Source organism: Chryseobacterium sp. Chry.R1 (genome assembly GCF_039645525.1).
Taxonomy (GTDB): Bacteria; Bacteroidota; Bacteroidia; order Flavobacteriales; family Weeksellaceae; genus Chryseobacterium; species Chryseobacterium proteolyticum.
The window spans coordinates 4,370,816-4,392,974 of record NZ_CP151793.1 but is presented as its reverse complement, the minus strand read 5'-3'; the positions used below and the strand labels follow the sequence as shown (position 1 = coordinate 4,392,974).

General features: G+C 37.4%; 14 protein-coding genes. 6 read left to right on the top strand and 8 right to left on the bottom strand.

The annotated features are described in order from the left end of the window. Nucleotides 1–183: 183 nt before the first annotated feature. Both AAEU33_RS19565 and AAEU33_RS19560 read right to left on the bottom strand, forming a co-directional pair. Nucleotides 184–906: a ZIP family metal transporter gene (locus AAEU33_RS19565; protein WP_273651039.1), complete on the bottom strand. Its 723-nt coding sequence runs from the start codon at nucleotides 904–906 to the stop codon at nucleotides 184–186. After that, on the bottom strand, nucleotides 906–1,634 hold the full coding sequence (locus tag AAEU33_RS19560) for a class I SAM-dependent methyltransferase (RefSeq protein WP_172277145.1): 729 nt from the start codon (nucleotides 1,632–1,634) through the stop codon (nucleotides 906–908). Before AAEU33_RS19560 ends, AAEU33_RS19565 begins: the two co-directional genes overlap by 1 nt. A 135-nt stretch (nucleotides 1,635–1,769) precedes the next feature. On the opposite strand from AAEU33_RS19560, the gene AAEU33_RS19555 reads away from it, so the two are divergent. After that, a complete protein-coding gene (locus AAEU33_RS19555; RefSeq protein WP_172277148.1) occupies nucleotides 1,770–2,933 on the top strand; it encodes a class I SAM-dependent RNA methyltransferase in 1,164 nt (387 codons plus the stop codon). Between the two features lie 33 nt (nucleotides 2,934–2,966). Here the strand turns inward: AAEU33_RS19555 and AAEU33_RS19550 are convergent, their stop codons facing one another. Continuing rightward, nucleotides 2,967–3,740: a nuclear transport factor 2 family protein gene (locus tag AAEU33_RS19550; protein WP_345989802.1), complete on the bottom strand. Its 774-nt coding sequence runs from the start codon at nucleotides 3,738–3,740 to the stop codon at nucleotides 2,967–2,969. Between the two features lie 710 nt (nucleotides 3,741–4,450). Between AAEU33_RS19550 and AAEU33_RS19545 the strand changes: the two genes are divergently transcribed. Further along, on the top strand, nucleotides 4,451–5,881 hold the full coding sequence (locus AAEU33_RS19545; protein WP_345989800.1) for an endo-beta-N-acetylglucosaminidase H: 1,431 nt from the start codon (nucleotides 4,451–4,453) through the stop codon (nucleotides 5,879–5,881). Nucleotides 5,882–5,939: 58 nt separating this feature from the next. On the opposite strand, the gene AAEU33_RS19540 is transcribed toward AAEU33_RS19545, so the two are convergent. Together AAEU33_RS19540 and AAEU33_RS19535 are read right to left on the bottom strand one after the other, a co-directional pair. After that, nucleotides 5,940–6,746: a helix-turn-helix domain-containing protein gene (locus tag AAEU33_RS19540; RefSeq protein WP_345989799.1), complete on the bottom strand. Its 807-nt coding sequence runs from the start codon at nucleotides 6,744–6,746 to the stop codon at nucleotides 5,940–5,942. Between the two features lie 45 nt (nucleotides 6,747–6,791). After that, a complete protein-coding gene (locus tag AAEU33_RS19535) occupies nucleotides 6,792–7,802 on the bottom strand; it encodes an SDR family NAD(P)-dependent oxidoreductase (protein ID WP_345989798.1) in 1,011 nt (336 codons plus the stop codon). Between the two features lie 234 nt (nucleotides 7,803–8,036). Here AAEU33_RS19535 and AAEU33_RS19530 point away from each other — a divergent pair, with 234 nt between their 5' ends. Next, entirely contained in the window at nucleotides 8,037–9,041 is a 1,005-nt protein-coding gene (locus tag AAEU33_RS19530; RefSeq protein ID WP_345989796.1) for a glycosyltransferase, read from the top strand. 39 nt (nucleotides 9,042–9,080) lie between these two features. On the opposite strand, the gene AAEU33_RS19525 is transcribed toward AAEU33_RS19530, so the two are convergent. Further along, nucleotides 9,081–10,307 (bottom strand): aminotransferase class I/II-fold pyridoxal phosphate-dependent enzyme, encoded by a 1,227-nt coding sequence (locus tag AAEU33_RS19525; protein WP_172277166.1) that lies wholly within the window; start codon nucleotides 10,305–10,307, stop codon nucleotides 9,081–9,083. A gap of 145 nt (nucleotides 10,308–10,452) precedes the next feature. Here AAEU33_RS19525 and AAEU33_RS19520 point away from each other — a divergent pair, with 145 nt between their 5' ends. Then, complete coding sequence (locus AAEU33_RS19520) at nucleotides 10,453–10,911, top strand: Lrp/AsnC family transcriptional regulator (protein ID WP_172277169.1); 459 nt, start codon at nucleotides 10,453–10,455, stop codon at nucleotides 10,909–10,911. 9 nt (nucleotides 10,912–10,920) lie between these two features. Here AAEU33_RS19520 and AAEU33_RS19515 read toward each other — a convergent pair whose 3' ends face one another. Then, on the bottom strand, nucleotides 10,921–11,943 hold the full coding sequence (locus AAEU33_RS19515; RefSeq protein WP_172277172.1) for a bestrophin family ion channel: 1,023 nt from the start codon (nucleotides 11,941–11,943) through the stop codon (nucleotides 10,921–10,923). 223 nt (nucleotides 11,944–12,166) lie between these two features. Then, the gene (locus tag AAEU33_RS19510) at nucleotides 12,167–14,239 is read right to left on the bottom strand and encodes a thiamine pyrophosphate-dependent enzyme (protein WP_345989794.1); all 2,073 of its coding nucleotides are present in this window, start codon (nucleotides 14,237–14,239) and stop codon (nucleotides 12,167–12,169) included. Nucleotides 14,240–14,475: 236 nt separating this feature from the next. Between AAEU33_RS19510 and dnaE the strand changes: the two genes are divergently transcribed. Together dnaE and AAEU33_RS19500 are read left to right on the top strand one after the other, a co-directional pair. Next, the gene (dnaE, locus tag AAEU33_RS19505) at nucleotides 14,476–19,140 is read left to right on the top strand and encodes a DNA polymerase III subunit alpha (RefSeq protein ID WP_345989793.1); all 4,665 of its coding nucleotides are present in this window, start codon (nucleotides 14,476–14,478) and stop codon (nucleotides 19,138–19,140) included. Nucleotides 19,141–19,482: 342 nt separating this feature from the next. Beyond that, nucleotides 19,483–22,152 carry a T9SS type A sorting domain-containing protein gene (locus AAEU33_RS19500; protein WP_345989791.1) on the top strand — a complete coding sequence of 890 codons (2,670 nt, stop codon included), beginning with the start codon at nucleotides 19,483–19,485 and terminating at the stop codon, nucleotides 22,150–22,152. Nucleotides 22,153–22,159 lie beyond the last annotated feature (7 nt).

Genomic DNA, 22,159 nt, shown 5'->3' with positions numbered 1-22,159 from the left:
TAAAAGAATTAGCTAATTATTTGATTGTGCGATGTATTATGCACTTTAATTGTTTGTTTTCCGTAATTTTCTCTATAAAAGGAATTATCTTGCTAATTATAAGTTTCCTTTAGTCAGGGTTTTATGAATTAAATTGTAGTGATTTTTAAATACAACTAAGGCCGGATTTACATAGGGCTGTTCCTAATGGCCGGAAATCACCGAATGTGAATGAAACAGGTGCATGATCAGGGCAAGTGATATACCAAGGATTACTAAACCTATTTTCGTCCAGTCAATATTATGGTTTTTATTACTTTCAAAAATAATTACTGATGAGATATGCAGGAAAATTCCTCCGACAATTGCCAGAAAATAAGGCTGTAACTCCGGATTGAAATAATTCCCCAATAACATTCCCATAGGAGAGGCGAGCGCAAATAATGCAATGATCATATAGGTAGGATACGGTGATCTTTTCTCTCCCTCCTTTCTGTTGAATAAAAAGGCTCCCAAAATAAATGAAATAGGAATGTTATGAAAAACGATACCAAGTAGATAGGGTGATAATACTTCTTTTTCATTTCCTAAAGGAATACCTTCTATAAATGCATGGACAAACAATCCGGCCATTAAAGCAACGGGAAGTATATTATGATCATTATGATGATGAAAGTGGCCATGCTCAAACCCTTTGGTTAAAGCTTCCAGAATCATTTGTAATAAGACACCCAGAATTACAAAAATACCTATAATATTACTTTTTTCGGAAGTGTAAACCTGTGGAAAAACCTCGTTCAAACAGATGGTAATAAGAAACCCTGCGCTCAGAATCAAAAGATTTTTAGCCAGTTTTTCTTTTTTACCAAAATGCTTTCCAAGAAATACTCCTGCGATTACACTTAAAATCAGTAAAAGGACTATGATCATGATTTTTTCTTAAATAAATTGATACAGCGTGGTGACGTTTCTTTATTAAAGCTATTCAATTGATAATCACCCCAGATTTTCAATCGTTCAAAGCCACATTCTGAAGCGTAGGAATTGATTTCTTCCAGTGTATGTAGCTTTACCTTCTCAAAAAAATGATAAGGCTTTCCTTTAGATTCAAACCGGATGTCTTTGATAATATGTCTTCCTTCAATTTTTTTGCAGATTTTAAAATCGATATCACCGCGGTTGATGACTGATTCCGGAACAATTTTACTTCTTACGTACTCTTCGTTCAGATAATCAAGAACAAAATAGCCTCCAGGCTTTAAAACTGAATAAACGGATTGGAAAACTTTTTTATCATCACTTTCCTGGTCAAAATATCCGAAACTCGTAAAAAGATTAAAAACGGCATCCACAGGATCTGCATCGATAGGGTTTCGCATGTCATGAACATCGAAAATAAGGGTTTGGTTTTCAAACTGCTTATCAAACTCAATACTTTGTCTTGATAAATCAAGCCCTAAGACATCATATCCCAATTTATTAAGGAATACGGAATGTCTTCCTTTTCCGCAGGCAAGGTCAATAATTTTAGAAGAAGGCGGCAGCTGAAGACTTTGAGTAAGCTTTGTAATAAAGTTTTCAGCTTCCGTATAGTCCCTGTTGCTATAAAGTAAATGATAATAAGGGGTATCAAACCAAGATTCAAACCATTCCATAATGCAAAAATAACTAAATTTGTGCGGTAAAAGGAAAAGTATTTTAAGATTGAAAGATTGAAAAATTCAATTAATCAAAATATTGGAAGGCTAATCTTTTAATTTTTAAATTATTAAATCTTTTAATAACTATTTATGGACATAGAAAATATAAAAATTCAGATAAAAACTTTCTTCGGATTGGAGCAGATCTTAGCTGAAGAGATTAAAAAATTAGGAGGACGAAATGTTGAAGTTAAAAACCGCGCGGTAAACTGTGAAGGAGATTTAGGTTTTCTTTATAAAATCAATTACTCGGCAAGAACGGCATTGAAGATCCTGGTACCGGTTTTTGAATTCAAGGCTTTTAACCAGCATCAGTTTTATGACAAGCTTTTTAAGCTGGAATGGGAACAGTTTATGGATGTGGATCAATCATTTGCAATTGATGCTACCGTAAATTCAGAGACCTTTAAGCATTCACAATTTGTTACATTAAAAATGAAGGATGCTATTGTGGATTACTTTCAGGAAAAATTCAAAAAGCGCCCTAATGTGGAGCCTAAAAGTCCTGATATCAAGTTTCATTTGCATATCGACAGGGAGTTAGTAACAATTTCTCTTGATTCTTCAGGTGATCCTTTATTCAAAAGAGGATACAGAAAAGAACAGGGTGAGGCACCTATTAATGAGGTATTGGCAAGTGGAATGCTTCAGCTTGCCGGATGGGACGGAAAAGGAAATTTTCTGGATCCGATGTGTGGCTCAGGAACTCTTCTGATCGAAGCAGCAATGATTGCTATGGATCTTCCAGCGCAGATTTTCAGGAAAAGATTTGCGTTCCAAAACTGGAATAATTATGATAATGATCTTTTTACCAAGATCAAGGAATTCAGAATCAATAGAGTGAAAGAATTTCAGGGTAAAATTGTAGGGTACGATATAGACGGAAGAATGCTTAACGCTGCCCGTACCAATATCGAGTCGGCTGAAATGGAAGATGTAATTGAAGTTAAGAGGCAAAACTTTTTTGAGTCTAAAAAAGAACTTTTCCCTTTATTAATGGTTTTCAATCCACCATATGATGAAAGAATCTCTATTAATGATGATGAGTTTTACAAGAAAATCGGAGATACTTTTAAAACCCATTACCCGAATACTTTAGCCTGGCTGATTTCTTCAGACCTTGAAGCGGTAAAGAAAATAGGACTTCGTCCTTCCAGAAAGATTAAGCTCTTCAACGGAAAACTGGAGACAAGATTTTTACAATACGAAATGTACGAGGGAACTAAAAAGGTACATAAACTGGAAAATCAATAAAATGAGATAAAGCCTTCCTTATTGGAAGGCTTTTTATTTCGTAAAATAATCTTCTTCGATAAGATTCCCGTTTTCATAAACATTCATTTTTATGATCTTATTTTTTTCTTTTACAAATTCAAACACAAGATCCTTTTCTTTTGTGAAGAATCTGTTTTCTGTTTCCGGATAAAGTAAAAGTGTTTTACCTCCAACAGTCAGATTCAGAATGGAATTTTTGGGTTCAACGCTAATAATTCCGTTTTTTCTGCTATTGTAATTACCTTGATAGATTTTCATAATTTGATCCTTTAAAGGTATTTCCTTTCTTTCATTTTGGTATGGTGCTGGGCCGTGGTCATAACTTAAAACCCTGGACATTTTCCATTTTCCGTTCTCTAAAATCCAAAGATCAGTGAACTTGGCCAAACCATCCCTGAATTCTTTTTTACCCGTTTCATTGATGTAGAAATAATGATCACCGGAAATAATTAAACCGTACAGCTTATCATCTTTTTTCATTGGGAAAACCCTGACAGTCTTATCAATTGCTTCTCTCCTTAAATGAAAATCCTTATTTCCGCAAAGGTTTTTCTGGAATGTGATTTTTAATGCTTCGTCTCCTTTTGTTATTCCTCCCTTATCGTGATAGAATTCAACATCAGCAGGAATAAAACGCATCATTTCACTCACATTGCATTTGTTGTAGGCTACCCAGAACATGCTATCACTTTTTACTCCTTCCTTCATTAAAGTTTCAGTATTTTGACCGGGAATTGTCGCCAATGTAAATATTAAAATAAATAATGTTAGGATATATTTTCTCATTACAGTAGGCTTCTATGTTGTAAGACAAATATGATAAATTTTATCATAAGGAATGTTGATCCGCAAAAATATTTTATTAGCATAGTTCTATGGAATTAAAGATCTATATTTGATTTTATAAAGTGATTTAAATTTACTGCGTGTCTTGGAATATTTTTGATGCAATCGAAGCCGTTTTTGATCTCCTGAATTTATTAGATAGCCCATCCTGGAGAAAGGAACAGAAATCTAAGAAAATTAAAAGCTCAAAGTATAAACTTGAGTGGACAAGTGCTGGCCTAATCTTTACAGGCTCTGTATTATTATTTTTTATTTTTAAAGAACCATTGCCCGTTCAATATCCTTTTCAAACATTATTCGTCGGTATTCTAATTGGTATTTTCATCGCTTCTTTATGTTGTTTTGTTATGCATATTCTGACTGTATTTTATTTCAGAAGTTTGTTTTCCATGATTTTTTTCTGCGTTTCTCTGATTCTTTTTTCTAGTGCATCGGTATTATTCCTCTATTTTAAATCCGGATTATTTTTATAACAAGCTCAATTTTCCTCTTCTATTATCAACTTTAAAACGTTTTAATGTAGTTTGATTCTATATTAATAGCTGTTTTATATTTTCATTGATAAAATAATAGGTGATTTTGATAATTTATTATTAATTAATTGTTAAGGTTTATTTTAGATTCGTAATAAACAGTTAAATACTTTTATTATGAAAAAAATTAGCTTACTATCCCTACTTATTCTGTTGATAGGTGTTTTCAGCGTTATATCATGTAATTCCGATTCTTTGGATGATTCAGTAACGCCACAGGAAAATTCCTTATCAGCAAAGAGTAGTTTAACCTCTAAAGTGGCTGCTTTTGGTAAGAATCCACTTTCCGTAATGTATGTTGAGGTCAACAACAATGATATCAGGGAAGTTGGTAAATATAAACTGGCAGACGGAAGACAACTTTTTGACGTGGCAATTATTTTTGCCGCCAACATCAATTATAATACGACAACCCAAAAGGCTTATTTGTATTTTAATCCTCAGGTAACCAACGTGCTCAGCAATAAAAATACCTATATAAAACCTTTGCAGGATAAGGGTATTAAAGTAATGTTATCCATTCTGGGAAATCACCAGGGAGCAGGATTTGCTAACTTTCCCAGCCAGGCTGCTGCAAAGGCTTTTGCCCAGGAACTGGCTGATGCTGTAAATACGTACGGATTAGACGGAATTGATTTTGATGATGAATATGCAAATTATGGTGCCAATGGAACAGGGCAGGCTAATCAGTCTTCATTTGTATACCTTGTAACGGCGCTTAGAGACTTACTTCCTGATAAAATTATTTCTTTTTACAATATCGGACCTTCTGCAAGCAACCTTTCCTATAATGGGGTCACTGTTGGGTCAAAGGTAGATTATGCATGGAATCCTTATTACAGTACATACTCAGCACCTAATATCCCAGGCCTTGATAGCGCTCATAAAGGGGCTGCGGCTGTCAACGTAAACTCTTCAACTTCCAGCTATACAGGTACTTCTACGGTTTCAAATTTTGCACAGAGAACCAAAGATGACGGATATGGCGTATTTTTATATTATGACCTTGGATCTACCAATATCGCCTCTTATTTTACCAATGCTACAAGTATATTGTATGGGCAAAATACAGTGTATGGAGACGGGACAACAACACCTACGACAGGAATTACTTCGGGGGCCACTTATCAATTGGTTTCTGCGACCAATGGAACAAGCATGCTGGATGTTTTGAATGCAGGTACTACAGATGGAACAAAAGTTCAGCTATGGGCATCCAATGGCAATACGGCACAAAAATGGAAAATTACTGATGTGGGAGGAGGATATTATAAGCTCCAACCTTTGAATGCACCCACAAAATCTTTAGATGTATCCAATTCCGGGACAACAAACGGAACCCAGGTGCAAATCTATACTGATAATGGAACCAACGCACAGAAATGGAAAATAACATCCGTAGGAAATGACTATTACACTTTGTCACCTGCTCACGCATCAGGCTTTAATCTGGACGTGAATAATGGTTCTTCAACTAACGGAACAAAAATTCAGATCTGGACGGCAAATACAGGGAATGCACAAAAATGGAAGTTGGTAAAATTATAATCCGGTAATTTACATATAAAAAGGACAGATTCCAACCTGGGGTCTGTCCTTTTTATTTTTATCTGATCATGGATGGAGCGTAGCCATATTGCTTTTTGAATGCATAGGAGAAGTGGGATAAATCCTCAAAGCCTACTTCCATAAATATATCTGATGGTTTCTTATGTTTTTCAGCAAGGTGGTAATGAGCTAATTCAAGTCTTTTACGGGTAAGCCACCGCTGAGGTGTGGTTTGAAATGTTTTCCGGAAATCTCGGTTGAAAGTGGACAAACTTCTTCCTGTAAGGTAACCAAATCGTTCCAAAGGCATATTGAACATATAATTTTTCTCCATAAAATCAACGAGATTGATTTTTCCGGGTTCCTCAAAATCAGCTAAAACAGTGTCAATTTCCGGGTTAATTTCCCGTAGAATACTGATTGATTCCATGATTTTCAGTGATGCGATATGTTCCGGGAAAGTTTGGGTCATCTCAAAATAAGGTATTAATGAGGCAAGGCAACTTTGTAATAAAGGATGATTGCTGAAACTGAAGATTTCAGGTTCTTTCCGGATTACAGAATCGTGGATATCCATATTTGAATAAAACTCCTTTAAACGCTCGGTCGTCAGATGCATTACTACTGCTTTATGGGGGCGGCCGTCTTTAGGGTAATTAATAATTGTTGCCAATTGGTTCCTCGGAATAAGAAAAATGTCTCCCGATGTAAAATGATAAGAGCGATCCGCCTGGATGATCTTCGTTTCCCCGGAAATAAACCACACCAGCATATGATATTCAAAAACAGTTTCAGTTTTAAATAATTTATCTTCATAGGAAGAAAGCTTAATATCCGGTGTGATGTATTTGATGTGAAAATCCATTGCTTCTAGTTTTCAATAACAAAATTATTCATTTTCAAAGTATATTTATCCTATATTGAATGGAATTCCAATCATTTCTTCGCTAAGTTTCCAGAGATGTTCAGCATTTTGTTTATCCAGAGAATAAGATTGTACTCCTCGTATAGTGGCAGGGTCATCAAACCGGTGTTCAATTTGTCCGTGATCTATCTCTGCAATATCGCAGTTTTCACAATACACTCCTCCGATGTCATGGAGAAGAGGGCTTGTAGCACACCATACTGTTGTTGCTGCTCCCTGGGGAATGGTTTTTAATCTGGCTTCCACTTCAGGTTTTATGTTTCCATCCTCATCATGGGTGCCCATTTGCTTGAACAGGTCAATGGGTTCTTCTCTTCCTAAATCAGTTCCGTATACAGAACCCGGATGGACGGAATAAGCCCTTACATTAAATGCCTTTCCTCTTGCGTCAAGCTCTACAGCGAAAAGATTGCATGCTGTTTTTGACTGACCATATCCGAGTAGGGTTTGATATTCCCGATGCTCAAAATTAGGATCTTCAAAATGAAATGGTGCCATCTGGTGCCCATAAGATGAAACACTGATTACTCTGGCTCCGTTAGCTTTTTTTAGAGCAGGCCATAATCTGGCGGTAAGGTGGAATTGTCCCAGGTAATTGGTGGCGAGTTGTGATTCTATTCCGCGGCTATCTCTACGTAGCGGAACCCACATAATTCCGGCATTATTGATCAGGAGATCCAATTTTTTTCCTGAAGCAATAAATTTTTCTGCAAAAGCATCAATGGATTGAGGATCCATAAGGTCCAGTAATTCAAATTCAATATTTTGAACTCCGGACAGATTTTTCCTTGCTTTTTCAATATCCCTGGCAGGAACGATGACTTCAGCACCTGCCGAAACCAGAGTTTTCGTAGTCTCAAGGCCGATTCCTGCATATCCACCGGTAATAATAACCGTTTTTCCAGTAAGATCAATTCCTTTAATAACATCCCAGCTTGTTGATTGTGCATTGAAACCGGAATGGATCGGACTTTGTACATTTTTGTCTTGTGTCATGTTTTTATTTTTAATTGATATGACAAAGGTATAGCGTACAGGAATGTGGTAATTTGTTTAAAATGTCAATTTACTTTGTTTAAAATTTCATGCACACTCATGGAAAAATTGCTGTAATGACCTCTTCTTTTGTAATAAAGATTTGTTCTACCATATTGGTGTTAATTTAGGTGAATACCTGTTAAACTGTTTGCGAATTCTTTTATGAATGGTTAATTTTGACAAATTTTCAATTTGAAACCTACTATTTCCATCGTTATCGCTATTTTCAACCGGAAAGATGAGCTTTTCGAGCTGCTGAACTCTCTGACTCAACAAACAGACAGGGAGTTTGAAATTATTATTGTGGATGATGGTTCTATGATTGATCTTAAACCCACGATTAAAAATTTTGATGACATCCTTTCGATCAGGTATTTCAGGAAAGATAATTCAGGACCTGGTTTGTCAAGAAATTATGGAGCTCAGCGAGCTGAAAACGATTGGCTTGTTTTTGTGGATAGTGATGTAATTGTGGAAAATGATTACATAGAAAATATTAAGAAAGATATTCTGGAAATTCCCTGTGATGCATTTGGAGGAGCAGATAAAGCCCATAAAGGATTTAATCTGATGCAAAAGGCGATTTCCTATTCTATGACTTCCGTGTTTACTACCGGAGGGATTCGTGGCAGTAAGAAATCCGTTTCTAAATTTCAGCCTCGTAGCTTTAATATGGGAGTGAAAAAAGAGGTTTTCGATAAAGTTGGAGGATTTTCTGAAATGAGAATCGGGGAGGATCCGGATCTGTCTATGACATTGTGGGAAAACGGCTTTACTACAGCTTTCTTCGATAATATTGCAGTGTATCATAAGCGCAGGGTAGATTTTGGGAAATTTTCCAAACAGGTATTTCAGTTTGGCTGTGCAAGGCCTATTCTGAATCAGCGGCATCCGAATTATGTGAAGATTTCCTTTGCTTTTCCCAGCCTTTTTTTATTAGGATATATTCTTGGTTTTATAGAGTATTTTGTAATGGGAAGAGGGATTATTCTTGCTTTTTATGGATTATATACTTTTCTGGTTTTCTTTCACGCTATGTGGGTAACCAAAAATATAAGCATTGCCGGTATGGCTGTGATTTCTACCTATGTTCAGATGTTTTCTTATGGATACGGATTTCTGAAATCATGGATTTTACTCAATGTGTTCAGGATGAAGCCCGAAGATGCGTTTCCAAAGCATTATCATAAAAAATAAATGCTGTTGAAATTCAACAGCACTTATTACAATGATTGATTAGTATATGGATGTGTTTTCATGGTGGAGAACGCCTGTTTTTACCATGCATTCTTTCATTTTTTGATAGGTTCTTTCAATGTCGTGATCAAGACCTATCGAGAATCTGATCAATCCGTCAGATATTCCCATTGCAATTCTTTCCTCTTCAGGGATTTCAGATGATGTTGAGCTGCCTGAGCAAGAGAATAACGTTTTATAAAAACCGAGACTTACAGCAAGATATCCTAAATTTTCCTGTTGCATCAGTTCCATCAGCTCATTGGCTTTTTCTGTTGTACCTGCATCTAAAGTCATCAAGCCTCCGAATCCGTACTCTTCATGCATCATGCTTTTCATGAGTTCATGATTTTTATGAGAGGGCAATCCAGGATAGGAAACTTTTAATCCATCCTGCTCGAATTTTTCAGCAAGATATTGTGCGTTATAGCTATGCTGCTTCATCCGGATGTGAAGTGTTCTCAGATTTTTTAGAATACTGGCCGAACGGAAACTGTCCATTGTTGGTCCCAATAGCATACAAGCTCCGTTATTTACGTTTTTGGTATCATTTATAAACTCCTGTGATCCACAATAAACGCCTCCCACGGTATCACTGCTTCCGTTGATGAATTTTGTTAAACTATGAATTACAATATCAGCTCCCAATAAAGTCGGAGAAATTGAAAGAGGGGAGAATGTATTATCAACGATCAGCTTAAGATTATGTTTTTTACATATTTGAGAAAGTTTTCTAAGATCTGCAACTTCCAGGAGCGGGTTGCTTACACTTTCACAATAAATAACTTTAGTGTTGGGCTGTATCGACTTTTCGATCCATTCAATATTATTGATATCCAGAAAAGTGGTTTCGATATTAAAAGGAGGAAGGAAGTTTTTCAGAAATGCATAGGTTCCTCCATAAATTGTTCTGCTGGAAATTATATGGTCACCACTTTTACAAACCTGTAAAAGTACGGATGTAATTGCTCCCATTCCTGATGCGGTAACATTGGCGGCTTCCGTGTTTTCCAATTTGGCTAAAGCCTGAGCCAGATAAAGGTTCATTGGAGATGAATGTCTGGAGTATAGATAGCAACCTTCTGCATTTCCTTCGAATGTATCGAACATTGTTTTAGCTGAAAGAAAAGTGTAGGTTGAACTGTCAGAAATTGAAGGATTTACTCCGCCAAATTCTCCAAAGTATTGTAAGTCCTGTATTTCGTTTGCTGCGTTGAAATCTTCCATTGTTTTTGTTTTTAAATTTGAGTTATTTTAAGTTTTATTACAATGGTTTTGATAAATATTAGAGTATAAATCTATAAATTTGGATTATTGTAGAAAATATGTTTATTATATTTGAGTGAAATAACTTTTTTCCAAAAAAAAATCTATGGTCTTTGATGAAACAGATAAGAAACTGCTGTTGTTTTTGCAGGAAGATTCGAAACAAACCACTAAAGAGCTGTCTTATAAGCTTGGTTTATCGGTTACAGCGATATATGAACGAGTACGCAAGCTTGAAAATACAGGGGTCATTTCAAAATATGTAGCGATATTGGATAAACATAAGATCCAGAAGGATTTTATGGTTTTATGCCACGTTAAACTTACCCAGCATAAAAAGGAATATGTTCTCCAGTTTGAGAAGGAAGTGATGAATCTGCATGAGGTTACAGAATGTTTTCATGTAAGCGGCGATTATGACTATATTCTTAAAATCTGTGTACAGGACATAGCTGATTACAGAAATTTCATGTTAACAAAACTGACAACTTTACAACACATCGCAAGCACTCACAGTTCTTTTATGATCTCTGAGGTGAAGAATACTACGGCTATTATTCTTTAAAAAGATTTGCTAAACAAGGACGCCATTCTTTGATGCGATTGGCTCCGGAAGATCTTCTTCTCCCATGATCTGAAGGACATCAATTTCTATTGTTCTGCAGATGGATAACATAGGAATATCGAACATGAGTCCTCCAAAAGGGTTTTCGGAATAATCTCCTACAAGTTCCATTACGATGTAGATCCATCCCACTATTACGCAGAATGGGATGCTTGTCCATATTCCCCAGTCACCCAACTTTGCGAACTCATTCACAAGACCAAGAGGGAGCAGCATAATAAAGATAACATTGAAAACGAATGCTGTACTTGCAAATTGTCGGGGCGAAGGGAATTTTTTAATTCTTTCAGCCTGTCCCTGAAAATCATAAAACTGATTGAGACAGCTTTGTAACTGCATCTGATTGAAATCTGAAATGGTATGGTCGTTTTTCAGTTCGTTGATTTCTTTTGCCTGTTTTGAAATTAGAAAGGTTGCAAAGTTCTTGTAATCCGCTTGGAGGGCAAATTCCTCAGCAGAAAGATATTTATGTAAAAAAATAGGTGTTCTCCCATAATCAGGAAATCCTGCTTTCATCAATCTGTGACGTCTGATATTGATGGCGCCGAAATGTTTTTTAAGACTGATGTGTTCCCATTCGGTGGGAGCAAGAAGCTGTTCGCGGAAAGTATACAACCATGCTATGTGGCGGTAGGCAATTGTTTTTCTCCTTTCCTCGAGATTGGTATGATCAGCATCTTCGGTTTCAAAAGCATAAAGCATTGCCGCAAAAGAACGGCTTGAGTTGACAATAGCGCCCCAGATTTTTCTGGCTTCCCATAACCTGTCGTAAGCCTGGTTATTCTTAAATCCTACGTAAAAAGCTTCTGCCGTTCCAATTAATGCCAGCGGTACCCAAGGAATGATCATCCATTGCCAGTTGAAGAAATAATAAATTGCTGCTACAAGGGTACACCATGCGGTAAGCCATATTAAATGAGAACCTGCAAGATTAAATATTTGTTTATAGTTGAAATATTTTGTTGTGATCATAGAAGGAGATGTGTTTTTATAAAGATTTTGTTTAGCAAAATAAATACCATAAAAAAAGGTTATGGACTTTATTCTGCACGGATCATAAGCCTCTTTTGTAGTTTTTTAATTTTAATCATCTGTATTCAAGTATATAATGGAAACAAATACTTTTTTAAAATTAGTAAAAAAAGAGCATAAAAAAACCTCTAAATAATTAGAGGTTGTGTTTTATAGATAAAATTTAATATTGTAACATTTCTTTTATTTTCTTCGTCAGCTTTTCGGCATTTGGAAGCATTTCTTTTTCCAGGATCAGATTGATAGGCACTGCCGGGGTATTCAGAGAGCCCATTGTTTCCACCGGTGCATCAAGGTATTTAAAACAATTTTTGGAAATTCTGTGCGCAAAAGCTTCAGCAAATGAATTATTAATTTGTTCTTCTGTAAGAACAATACATTTTCCATGGGCTTTTACCCTTTCGAAAACAAGTTCTTCATCAAGAGGGATTAATGTCCTCAGATCAATCACTTCAATTCTACCGTTGAAATTTTTTGCCGCTTCTTTCGCCCAGTAAACTCCCATACCATAGGTTACCACCAATAGCGTTCTTCCTTTGGATGTTTCATCCTTATCAGCTTCAATAATAACCTTTCCTTTACCAAACGGAAGTACATAATCTTCTGCTGGTTCAATTGTTTTAGCATCTTCGGTTCCCGGCACTTTACTCCAGTATAGACCTTTGTGCTCGAGCATGATGACCGGATTCGGATCATAATAAGCTGCTTTTAATAAACCTTTGAAATCCGCTGCATTACTCGGGTACGCAATTTTAATCCCTTTAATATTGGCTAAAATACTTTCAACACTACCGCTGTGGTAAGGTCCGCCACCTCCGTAAGCCCCAATCGGAACACGGATGATATTACTAACCGGAAATTTTCCGTTGCTTAAATAATTTGATTTTGAAATCTCAGTGATCAGCTGGTTGATACCCGGATAAATATAATCTGCAAACTGAACTTCTACAATCGGCTTAAGGCCTACAGCACTCATTCCTGCAGTAGATCCAATAATATAAGCTTCCTGGATTGCCGTATTGAATACTCTTTTGCTTCCGAACTTTTTACCTAATGTAACCGTTTCACGGAAAACACCACCGATTCTCTCTCCTACGTCCTGACCGTAAAGCAATGCTTCAGGATGTTTCCACATCAGTTCCTGAATTGCATGAATGGCAGCGTCTACCATTACGATTTTTTCTCCACCTGCCGGTTCACGGGTTCCTACTTCTTCGGTAATTGGAGTAGGAGCAAAAATATGCTGCATTACGGTTTCCGGTTTCGGGTCTTCTGCTTTTTGAGCTCTGTCAAAAGCTTCTTCAACTTCAAGCCTTGCCTTCTTCGTGATCTGTTTCAGTAATTCTTCATCGACTCCTGTTTCCAGTAATTGTTTTCTCAGGATCTCTCCCGGATCTTTAGCTCTGTGCTTTTCAAGATCTTCATCATCCCTGTAGAACTCTCTTCGCACGCCTGATGTATGGTGTCCGATAAGTACCGTTTTTGCACAAACCACTAATGGTTTTCTTTCGGTCCTTACAAAGTCTACAGCTTTTTTCATCACTTCGAAACTTTCCGCAAAGTCAGTTCCGTCTACTCTCATTCTGCTGAGACCTGTAAATCCTGCAACGAAATCATAAGCATCGCAAGTCCGTGCTTCTTCCTTGGTTACAGAAATTCCCCATTCATTATCCTGAACAAGGAAGATGATCGGAAGCTGATGTAAGGCAGCAAACTGTAATGCTTCGCTTACTTCACCTTCAGTGACCGAATTATCACCCAGGCTGCACACAACAACCGGGTTGTTTTCAAAATTCTGTAAATTAAAATCCTGAATATATTTTATTCCCTGTGCTACACCAGTAGTCGGGATGGTTTGCATTCCTGTTGCTGAGCTCTGGTGAATGATCTTTGGCATTTTTTCATCCCTGCTGGACGGATGGGAGTAGTAAGATCTTCCTCCTGAAAAAGGGTCTTCTGCTTTTGCCAATAGCTGCAACATCAATTGATATGGCTCAAATCCTATCCCCAAAAGAATACTTTCATCTCTGTAATAGGGAGAAACCCAGTCTTCTTTTTTTAACTGATATGCGGTAGCCAGCTGGATTGCTTCATGACCTCTTGAAGTACTATGAACATATTTACAAACATTTCTGTTTTCTTCGTAGATGTCTGCCATGGCTTTGGCAAGCATCATATGGGTATAAGCTTTAAGTAAAATATCCTGAGAAACTTTCTCGTGAAGTGTATTTTCCATAGGAAGCAAATATACATAAAAAAACAAAATACGAACAACTGTTAGTATTTTGTGATCATCTATTTTTCTTTTTAATTTTTCTGCCTTGGGTATTACCTATATTAACTAAGGCGCTATCTTATTTTATGGATTATTTATATCGGCAGAATTGACGTTTATGGATAAAAACTCATTCAGATCAAAAAAAATTGGAGTAACTTTACATTCTCTTTTTTAATTAAAAAGCTAGAAAATACATGTATTTAGTTTTTGACACAGAAACAACAGGGTTACCAAAGAATTTCAATGCTCCACTTTCAGATTCCGATAACTGGCCAAGAATGGTGCAGATTGCATGGCAGTTACATGATGATGATGGAACGCTGATTGAAAATCAGGATTATATTATAAAGCCTGAGGGATACGATATTCCCTTTAATGCAGCCCGTATTCACGGAATTACGACGAAGATTGCCAATGAAGAAGGTAGAGACCTTGAAGAAATTCTTAAAGAGTTTTCTACAGTCTTAGAAAAAGTAAGGGTTGTTTCCGGACACAATGTAGAGTTTGATTACAATATTGTAGGAGCTGAGCTTTTCAGAAAAAATATAAAGGACATTCTTCAGGAAAAACCTAAAGCAGACACGATGATTCTGGGAACGAATTTTTGTGAGCTTGGGGGTGGAAGAGGAGGTAGATTTAAGCCGCCGAAACTGGAAGAACTTTATGAAAAATTATATGGAAATAAGTTTGATGAAGCCCACAATGCAGCTGCCGACGTAAATGCTACTGCTCAGGTTTTCTTTGAAATGATGAGAATAGGAGTAATTCCTTCTGATGTGTTGAAAATTTCAGAAGATCAGCTTGCTTATTTTAAAACCTTACATCCGGATCCTATCAAGCCGTTTGATATCGTAATCAGAAGGCAGGTTGCGGATTTCCATAACAAGAAAAAACAATCTGATTTTGGAAGTATTGAAGAAATTGATCTTGGTAAGTATTTCCATTTTGATAATCACAGTGTATTTTCAACATTATCGGCTACATCAAGTATTTCTGACCTGATCAATAAGGCCACGGAGGATAATTTTCCTGCTGTAGGAATGGTCGACCTGGGAAATATGATGGGGGCATTTAAATTTGTTTCCGCCGTAGAAGCTACCAATTCAGACAGATCGAAAAAACATAAGGAATATCTTGCAAAGAAGCAGGAGGCTGAAGAGCAGGGATTGGATTTTAATGAAGAAGAGCCTGTCTCTGACCCGTTGATACCGGTTGTGGGATGTGAATTTTATATCTCCGATCGTTATGAACAGAAACAATTTACAAAAGATGATCCGGACAGACGGACACAGGTGGTTCTGCTAGCTAAGGATTTTAACGGATATAAGAACCTGGCAAAACTTTCAAGTATTGGTTTCCTTAAAGGATTTTACTTTGGGGTTCCAAGGATAAGCAGAGAATTGATTGCAGAGTATAAGGAAGGACTGATTGCTCTGACTTCAGGGATTTTGGGAGACATTCCAAGCGCGATCCTGAACACGGGTGAGCAGAAAGGGGAAGAATTGTTTAAGTGGTGGAAAGATACCTTTGAAGATGATTTCTACGTTCAGCTTCAGAATCACAAGCTTCCAGAGGAAGAGCATTTGAATGAAGTATTGTTGTATCTGGCAGATAAATATAATGTTAAAATATTAGCTCAGAACGAAACTTTTTATACCAATAAAGATGATGCCAATATTCAGGATATCGTAAGCTGTATCAAAGATGGTGAAAAGCTTTCAACACCTGTAGGAAAAGGATTTGGTAAGAGAAGAGGTCTTGCGACGGGTGAATATTATATCAAAAATTCCGATGAGGTAAAAGAAGCGTTTTTGGCTTATCCTGATGCTTTTGAGGCTTATGAAGAATTTTTCGCCAAATTCAGTCCGTATACATTAAAAAGGGATGTATTGCTTCCTAAATTTGATATTCCGGAAGAATTTATCCATGCAGAAGATGAAGTAGATGGAGGAAAAAGAGGGGAGATGGCTTATCTTACCCACCTTACTTATGAAGGGGCAAAAAGAAGGTATGTGGATACAGGTATTACGGATGAAATTAAGGAACGTCTCGATTTCGAACTTGAAGTAATTGCCAATACCGGTTATCCGGGGTACTTCCTTATTGTACAGGATTTTTGTAATGAAGCCCGTAAAATGGGAGTTTGGGTAGGACCCGGAAGGGGTTCGGCTGCCGGATCGGCAGTTGCTTATTGTATTGGGATTACTAACGTAGACCCTATCAAATATGATCTCCTATTTGAGAGATTCCTGAATCCTGAAAGGGTATCTATGCCCGATATTGATATTGACTTTGATGACGAAGGAAGAGATAGAGTGATCAAATGGGTAATCGAAAAATACGGACAAAGCCAGGTGGCTCAGATTATCACCTATTCGGTGCTGGGTGGAAAATCTGCGATTAAGGATGCCGGAAGGGTATTGGATGTTCCGATCCCTGATACGAATAATATAGCCAAGCTTATTCCTTCCACACCAGGAATGAATATTGCCAAAGCTCTGGCGAAATACGATAAATTGAAACCGGAAGAGCAGATGCTTGTTGATGAAATGAGATATGTTCTTCAAAGTCCTGATGATGCCCGTCACAATGTACTTGCGAGTGCGAAAAAGATGGAGGGTTGTATCAGGAATACAGGTATTCACGCCTGCGGGGTGATTATCACTCCGGAAGATGTAAGTAATCTGGTTCCTATAACAATTGCGGCCAAAGATGCTGATATTTTGGTGTCTCAGTTCGATAACTCGGTAGCGGAAAGTGCCGGTCTTTTGAAGATGGACTTCCTTGGGCTGAGAACTCTAACCATTATTAAGGATGCATTGAAGCTTGTAAAGGCTCGTTATAATGTAGATATTGATCCGGATCTTATTCCGCTTGATGATGCTAAGACCTATCAATTATTTAAGGAAGGAAGAACGGTAGGGATTTTCCAATATGAAAGTCCCGGAATGCAAAAATATATGAGGGAGCTTAAGCCAACGGTTTTTGCCGACCTTATTGCCATGAATGCCTTATATCGTCCGGGACCAATCAAATACATTCCAAACTTCATTAACAGGAAGCACGGAATAGAAGAGATTGTGTATGACTTACCGGAAACAGAAGAATATTTAAAGGAAACATACGGGATCACCGTTTACCAGGAGCAGGTAATGCTTTTGTCCCAGAAGCTGGCTAATTTTACAAAAGGTGAAGCGGATACTTTGAGAAAAGCGATGGGTAAGAAACAGATCGACGTTCTTAATAAAATGTATCCTAAGTTCATTGAAGGGGGTAGAAAAAATAACCTGAACGAAGAAAGGCTGGAGAAAATCTGGAATGACTGGAAAGCCTTTGCGGAATATGCCTTCAACAAATCTCACTCAACATGCTATGCATTTATTGCTTATCAGACTGCTTATCTGAAAGCCAATTACCCGGCAGAGTATATGGCGAGTGTTATGAGTAATAACATTAACAATACAGACTCCATTACCATGTTCATGGAGGATTGTAAAAGTATGGGAGTTGATGTATTAGGTCCTGACGTTAATGAATCTCAATATAAATTCTCAGTAAACGAAAAAGGACAGATCCGCTTCGGATTGGGAGCGATTAAAGGAATCGGGGAGGGACCTAGTGAGGCCATAACGCGTGAAAGAGAAAACGGAAGATTCAAGAATATTTATGATTTCTTTGAAAGGATTTTACCTTCACAGATGAACAAGAGAGTGGCTGAAAGTTTGGTTTTGGCCGGTGCATTTGACGAATTGGACACGTTTCACAGGGGACAGTATTTTGACATTGATGCCGCGGGCAAAACAAACCTGGAGCGTTTGATAAGATATGGACAGAGCTTTCAGGAAGGAAAGAATGAAATGGAAAATTCCCTTTTCGCGGATTTTGCGGAAGAGGTTCAGATTGAACAGCCTAAATTAGCACCTTGTCCGGAATGGCCGAATATGCACAAGCTGAACAAAGAAAAAGAAATAATTGGCTTCTATCTTTCCGCGCATCCCTTGGATGAATTTAAATATCAGTTCCAGTTTATACAGGGAAGCCTTTCAAAGAAATCTGTTCTGGAAAAAGATGAACATAATAAAGCGGTTGTAGATGAAGCCCCTATTCTTGAAGCAGATTCTCAGGAAGAAACCGTTGATTTAACGGAGATTGTTTCTGATGAGATTTTGGGAGGAGAAGAAATTATTGAAGAGGTGGTTAAAAAGGCAGAACCAAAAGGTAACTTTTTATTCCTGAACCTTGATGAGGTGGATGCATATAAAGAACAAGCCTTCGCTAATAAGCAGGAAGAACTATTTGAAGAAAAGAAAAAGGACTGGAAAACCTTACAGAAGGAAAGAGAAAATGGAGGTGGCGGAAAAGAATATACTGTGGCCGGTCTGATTACTGAATACAGGGTTCAGGATGGTTTCAGGAGTGGTGAAAAGGTAGCTTTCGTTACCCTTGAGGATTATTCTGGATCATATTCATTCAGATTAGGGGATAGAGATTATATGAAGCTAAAGGAAAAGCTGGAAGTCCAGCGTTTCGTTATTTTTAAAATAAAATTCGCCCAGGTGAAGGACGGACGTGTTTTTGTTAATGTAAATGATGTGATCGAACTTCAGGAAGCATTTGAAAGATTTGCGAAAAGCATCTCTCTGGTCATGGATGTTATGGATTTCAGACCTGAGGATCTGGAATTTTTCAGAAATGTGCTGGATAGGAACCGCGGAGATCAGAAGTTTAAATTTTATATTAAGGATATTGAAGATGATTCACAGATTGAAGTACAGTCCATGAAACATTCCGTTGATCTGAATGGGGACCTCATTAAAGAGATTCAGTTGCTCAATAAATATGAATTTTATTTAAATTAAAAGATAATTGGATTAAAAAAAAGCGGTTTTTGACCGCTTTTTTTGTGGTATTTAATTTAATATTTAAAAATAGTTTAAAAAAAGTTAATATTTTTTTTCTGTGGTATCTCAAGTGGATTTTAACAATGAGTGACTTCAAAATTAATTTTGTAATTAATTGATTATTAGTAGTTTAATTTAATTCAATATTTGTTGAGTTTTTAAATAAAATTAAATGATTGTTTGGTTTTGTTTAATAAAATTGGTTAAAAGGTATCTTATTTAATAACGATTTTAAGTTTTTATTGAATTTAATTGAAATATTATTTACATTTACCGTCCAATTTAAATTTTCTACCATATATGAAAAAACTTCTACTCACGTGTATGATGGCTCTTGGTATAGGGGCATCTGCACAGATTTTAGTTACTGAGGGGTTCGAAGGCTCAAGTTTGCCTTCAGGATGGGCCAGTACAACGACCGGATCAGGGACGAGTTCCACACCTGGAGGGTATGGGACAAGTGCGGGTACGGCCTGTGTCGGGAGCAAAGCGGTCTATAAGAATATTTATGGATCTACCTACACAGGTTGGAATTTGACCTATTCTTCCACAACTTCTAATGCAACTGCGCTTACGTATTCTTTCAAATATCTTGCGAAAGGGTATAGTACTTCAGGTGCCGTTAGCGGAAGTGTAGCTGCTGATTACTCTGTAGATGGAGGGACGACATGGGTTGATATCCTAGCGCCTGTGGTTCTTGATAGTCCTAACGGAACCCCGATTCCATGTACGACCGTTTCAGGAACAATTCCTGCGGGAACTATCCCAACAGGCGCAAGCTTTAAGTTCAGACTGAAAAGCACAAGTACATCTACCGGAGACTTCTATATGGGGTTTGATGATGTTCAGCTAGCTCAGACCTTAACAAATGCGCCTTCATGTACTCAGATTTCAGCTCCTGCCGATGCAGCAACAGGAATCTCGGTAACACCAACTATTACCTGGGCTTCTGCTGCCTTTGCAACAGGGTATACATTAAATATCGGAACAACAGCAGGGGGAACTGATGTTGTAAATGGTCTTGATGTGGGTGCAGTAACCAGCTATATCATTCCAAATACTTCAGCGCTGAATTATTCAACGTTGTATTATGTAACAGTAATTCCGAAGAATAACATTGGATCTGCATCCGGATGTACAAGTACTTCTTTCACAACACGCGCAGTAGTTTGCCCGACTGTATCTGCACCATCTGCAGGGGCTATCGGACAGCCATTAACTCCTACCATTACATGGGGTGCGGTAAATTCTGCTACAGGATATAAACTTACTGTAGGAACTACACCAGGTGGAACAGATATCCTGAATAATCTGGATTTAGGAAATGTTACTACATATACATTTACTACTCCATTAGCATTAAGCAGTACTTATTATTATACTGTAAATTCCTACAGCCCAACAAGTACGTCGTCATCTTGTACAGAAAGAAGTTTCTCTACGATTTGTGGACCAACCAATATTCCTTACTCTCAGAATTTCGAAAGTGTATCGACTCCTGCATTGCCAGCTTGTACTTCTATTGAAAATGCAGGGAATGGTAATAACTGGACAACCTATTCTTCTGCGGGAGGAGGCTTCAATACTAAGGTTCTTAACTACACTTACAATAGTTCAAATGCTGCTAATGCATGGTTTTATACGCAAGGTATTAACCTTACAGGGGGAGTATCTTACAGAATAAAATACATCTATGGAAATGCAAGTGGTACTACATATCCTGAAAAACTGAAAGTAGCTTATGGTACTGCTGAATCCAGTGCTTCAATGACCAACGTATTAGCAGATTACCCTAATGTAACCAATGGTACTACACCAATTTCTGCAACTGTAGATTTTGTTCCTGCAGCTTCCGGAGTGTATTATTTTGGATTTAATGCATACTCAGATGCTGATATGAACAGATTGTACGTAGATAATATCGTTATTGATGCTACACCGACTTGTGCTGAGCCTTCTGCATTGGTAGTATCGAATGTAGCGGCTACTACGGCAACGATTTCATGGACTGCTCCTGCTACTGTACCTGCCGGTGGTTATGAGTATTATTATTCTACTTCTAACACGGCTCCAACTGCTACTACTCAAGCATCGGGAACGAGTACTACGGTTACGGCTGATTTAAATAATCTTACTGCAGCTACCGTATATTATGTTTGGGTACGTTCAGTATGTAGTTCTTCAGATAAAAGTGCATGGTCTCAATTGGCAACATTTACAACTGCTTGTATTACATCACAAACATTGACTGAAAACTTTGATTCAACAGCGGAAGGAAGTCTTCCTCCATGCTGGACAAGTATAGGTTCTACCGTTAGTTATGCGAAAGTAATGGCTTATACGAGTGCAAATACTGGTGCTATAATCAGTGGGGCTAATGCATTGTACCTTTATACAAGTGGCTCAAGTACAGGAATGTTAGCGACTCCTGAAATTGCAAATCTACAGTCTAATAACTACATCCTTAAATTTAAGGCAAGAGCAAATTATACTGCCGGAGGAGTTGTTCAGATCGGTTATTTAACAGATCCTGCTAATACTTCAACTTTTGTAGTATTGGGAACGTATACTTCTACAAGTGTAACGGTTGCTGATGATTACCAACTTAGTATTACAGGAGTGCCGGCTGGTGTTAACAAGCTTGTATTTAAACATACAGGAACTCCTGCCAATAGTGTTCTTATAGATGATATCAGCTATATGCTGGATCCGAGTCTGGGAACTTCAGAAGTAGCTAATGCTAAGAATACGATTAAAGTTTATCCTAATCCATTTGCAGATGTGCTGAACATTTCTGATGTTTCTAAAGTGAAATCTGTTTCTGTTTCTGATGTGGCAGGAAGATTAGTAAAAACAATTGCGAACCCTACTTCGGTTCTTCAGTTAGGAGAATTGAATTCAGGAATGTATCTGATTACACTTGAATTGAAAGATGGTTCTAAACAAACGATTAAAACGATCAAAAAATAGAATTCGA

Excerpts from the sequence above, each read along its gene's own strand:
- AAEU33_RS19520 (WP_172277169.1), top strand. The coding sequence starts at position 10,453 with ATGGTCTTTGATGAAACAGATAAGAAACTGCTGTTGTTTTTGCAGGAA.
- AAEU33_RS19510 (WP_345989794.1), bottom strand. The coding sequence starts at position 14,239 with ATGGAAAATACACTTCACGAGAAAGTTTCTCAGGATATTTTACTTAAA.
- AAEU33_RS19545 (WP_345989800.1), top strand. The coding sequence starts at position 4,451 with ATGAAAAAAATTAGCTTACTATCCCTACTTATTCTGTTGATAGGTGTT.
- AAEU33_RS19540 (WP_345989799.1), bottom strand. The coding sequence starts at position 6,746 with ATGGATTTTCACATCAAATACATCACACCGGATATTAAGCTTTCTTCC.
- AAEU33_RS19550 (WP_345989802.1), bottom strand. The coding sequence starts at position 3,740 with ATGAGAAAATATATCCTAACATTATTTATTTTAATATTTACATTGGCG.
- AAEU33_RS19560 (WP_172277145.1), bottom strand. The coding sequence starts at position 1,634 with ATGGAATGGTTTGAATCTTGGTTTGATACCCCTTATTATCATTTACTT.
- AAEU33_RS19535 (WP_345989798.1), bottom strand. The coding sequence starts at position 7,802 with ATGACACAAGACAAAAATGTACAAAGTCCGATCCATTCCGGTTTCAAT.
- AAEU33_RS19555 (WP_172277148.1), top strand. The coding sequence starts at position 1,770 with ATGGACATAGAAAATATAAAAATTCAGATAAAAACTTTCTTCGGATTG.
- dnaE (WP_345989793.1), top strand. The coding sequence starts at position 14,476 with ATGTATTTAGTTTTTGACACAGAAACAACAGGGTTACCAAAGAATTTC.
- AAEU33_RS19515 (WP_172277172.1), bottom strand. The coding sequence starts at position 11,943 with ATGATCACAACAAAATATTTCAACTATAAACAAATATTTAATCTTGCA.
- AAEU33_RS19500 (WP_345989791.1), top strand. The coding sequence starts at position 19,483 with ATGAAAAAACTTCTACTCACGTGTATGATGGCTCTTGGTATAGGGGCA.
- AAEU33_RS19525 (WP_172277166.1), bottom strand. The coding sequence starts at position 10,307 with ATGGAAGATTTCAACGCAGCAAACGAAATACAGGACTTACAATACTTT.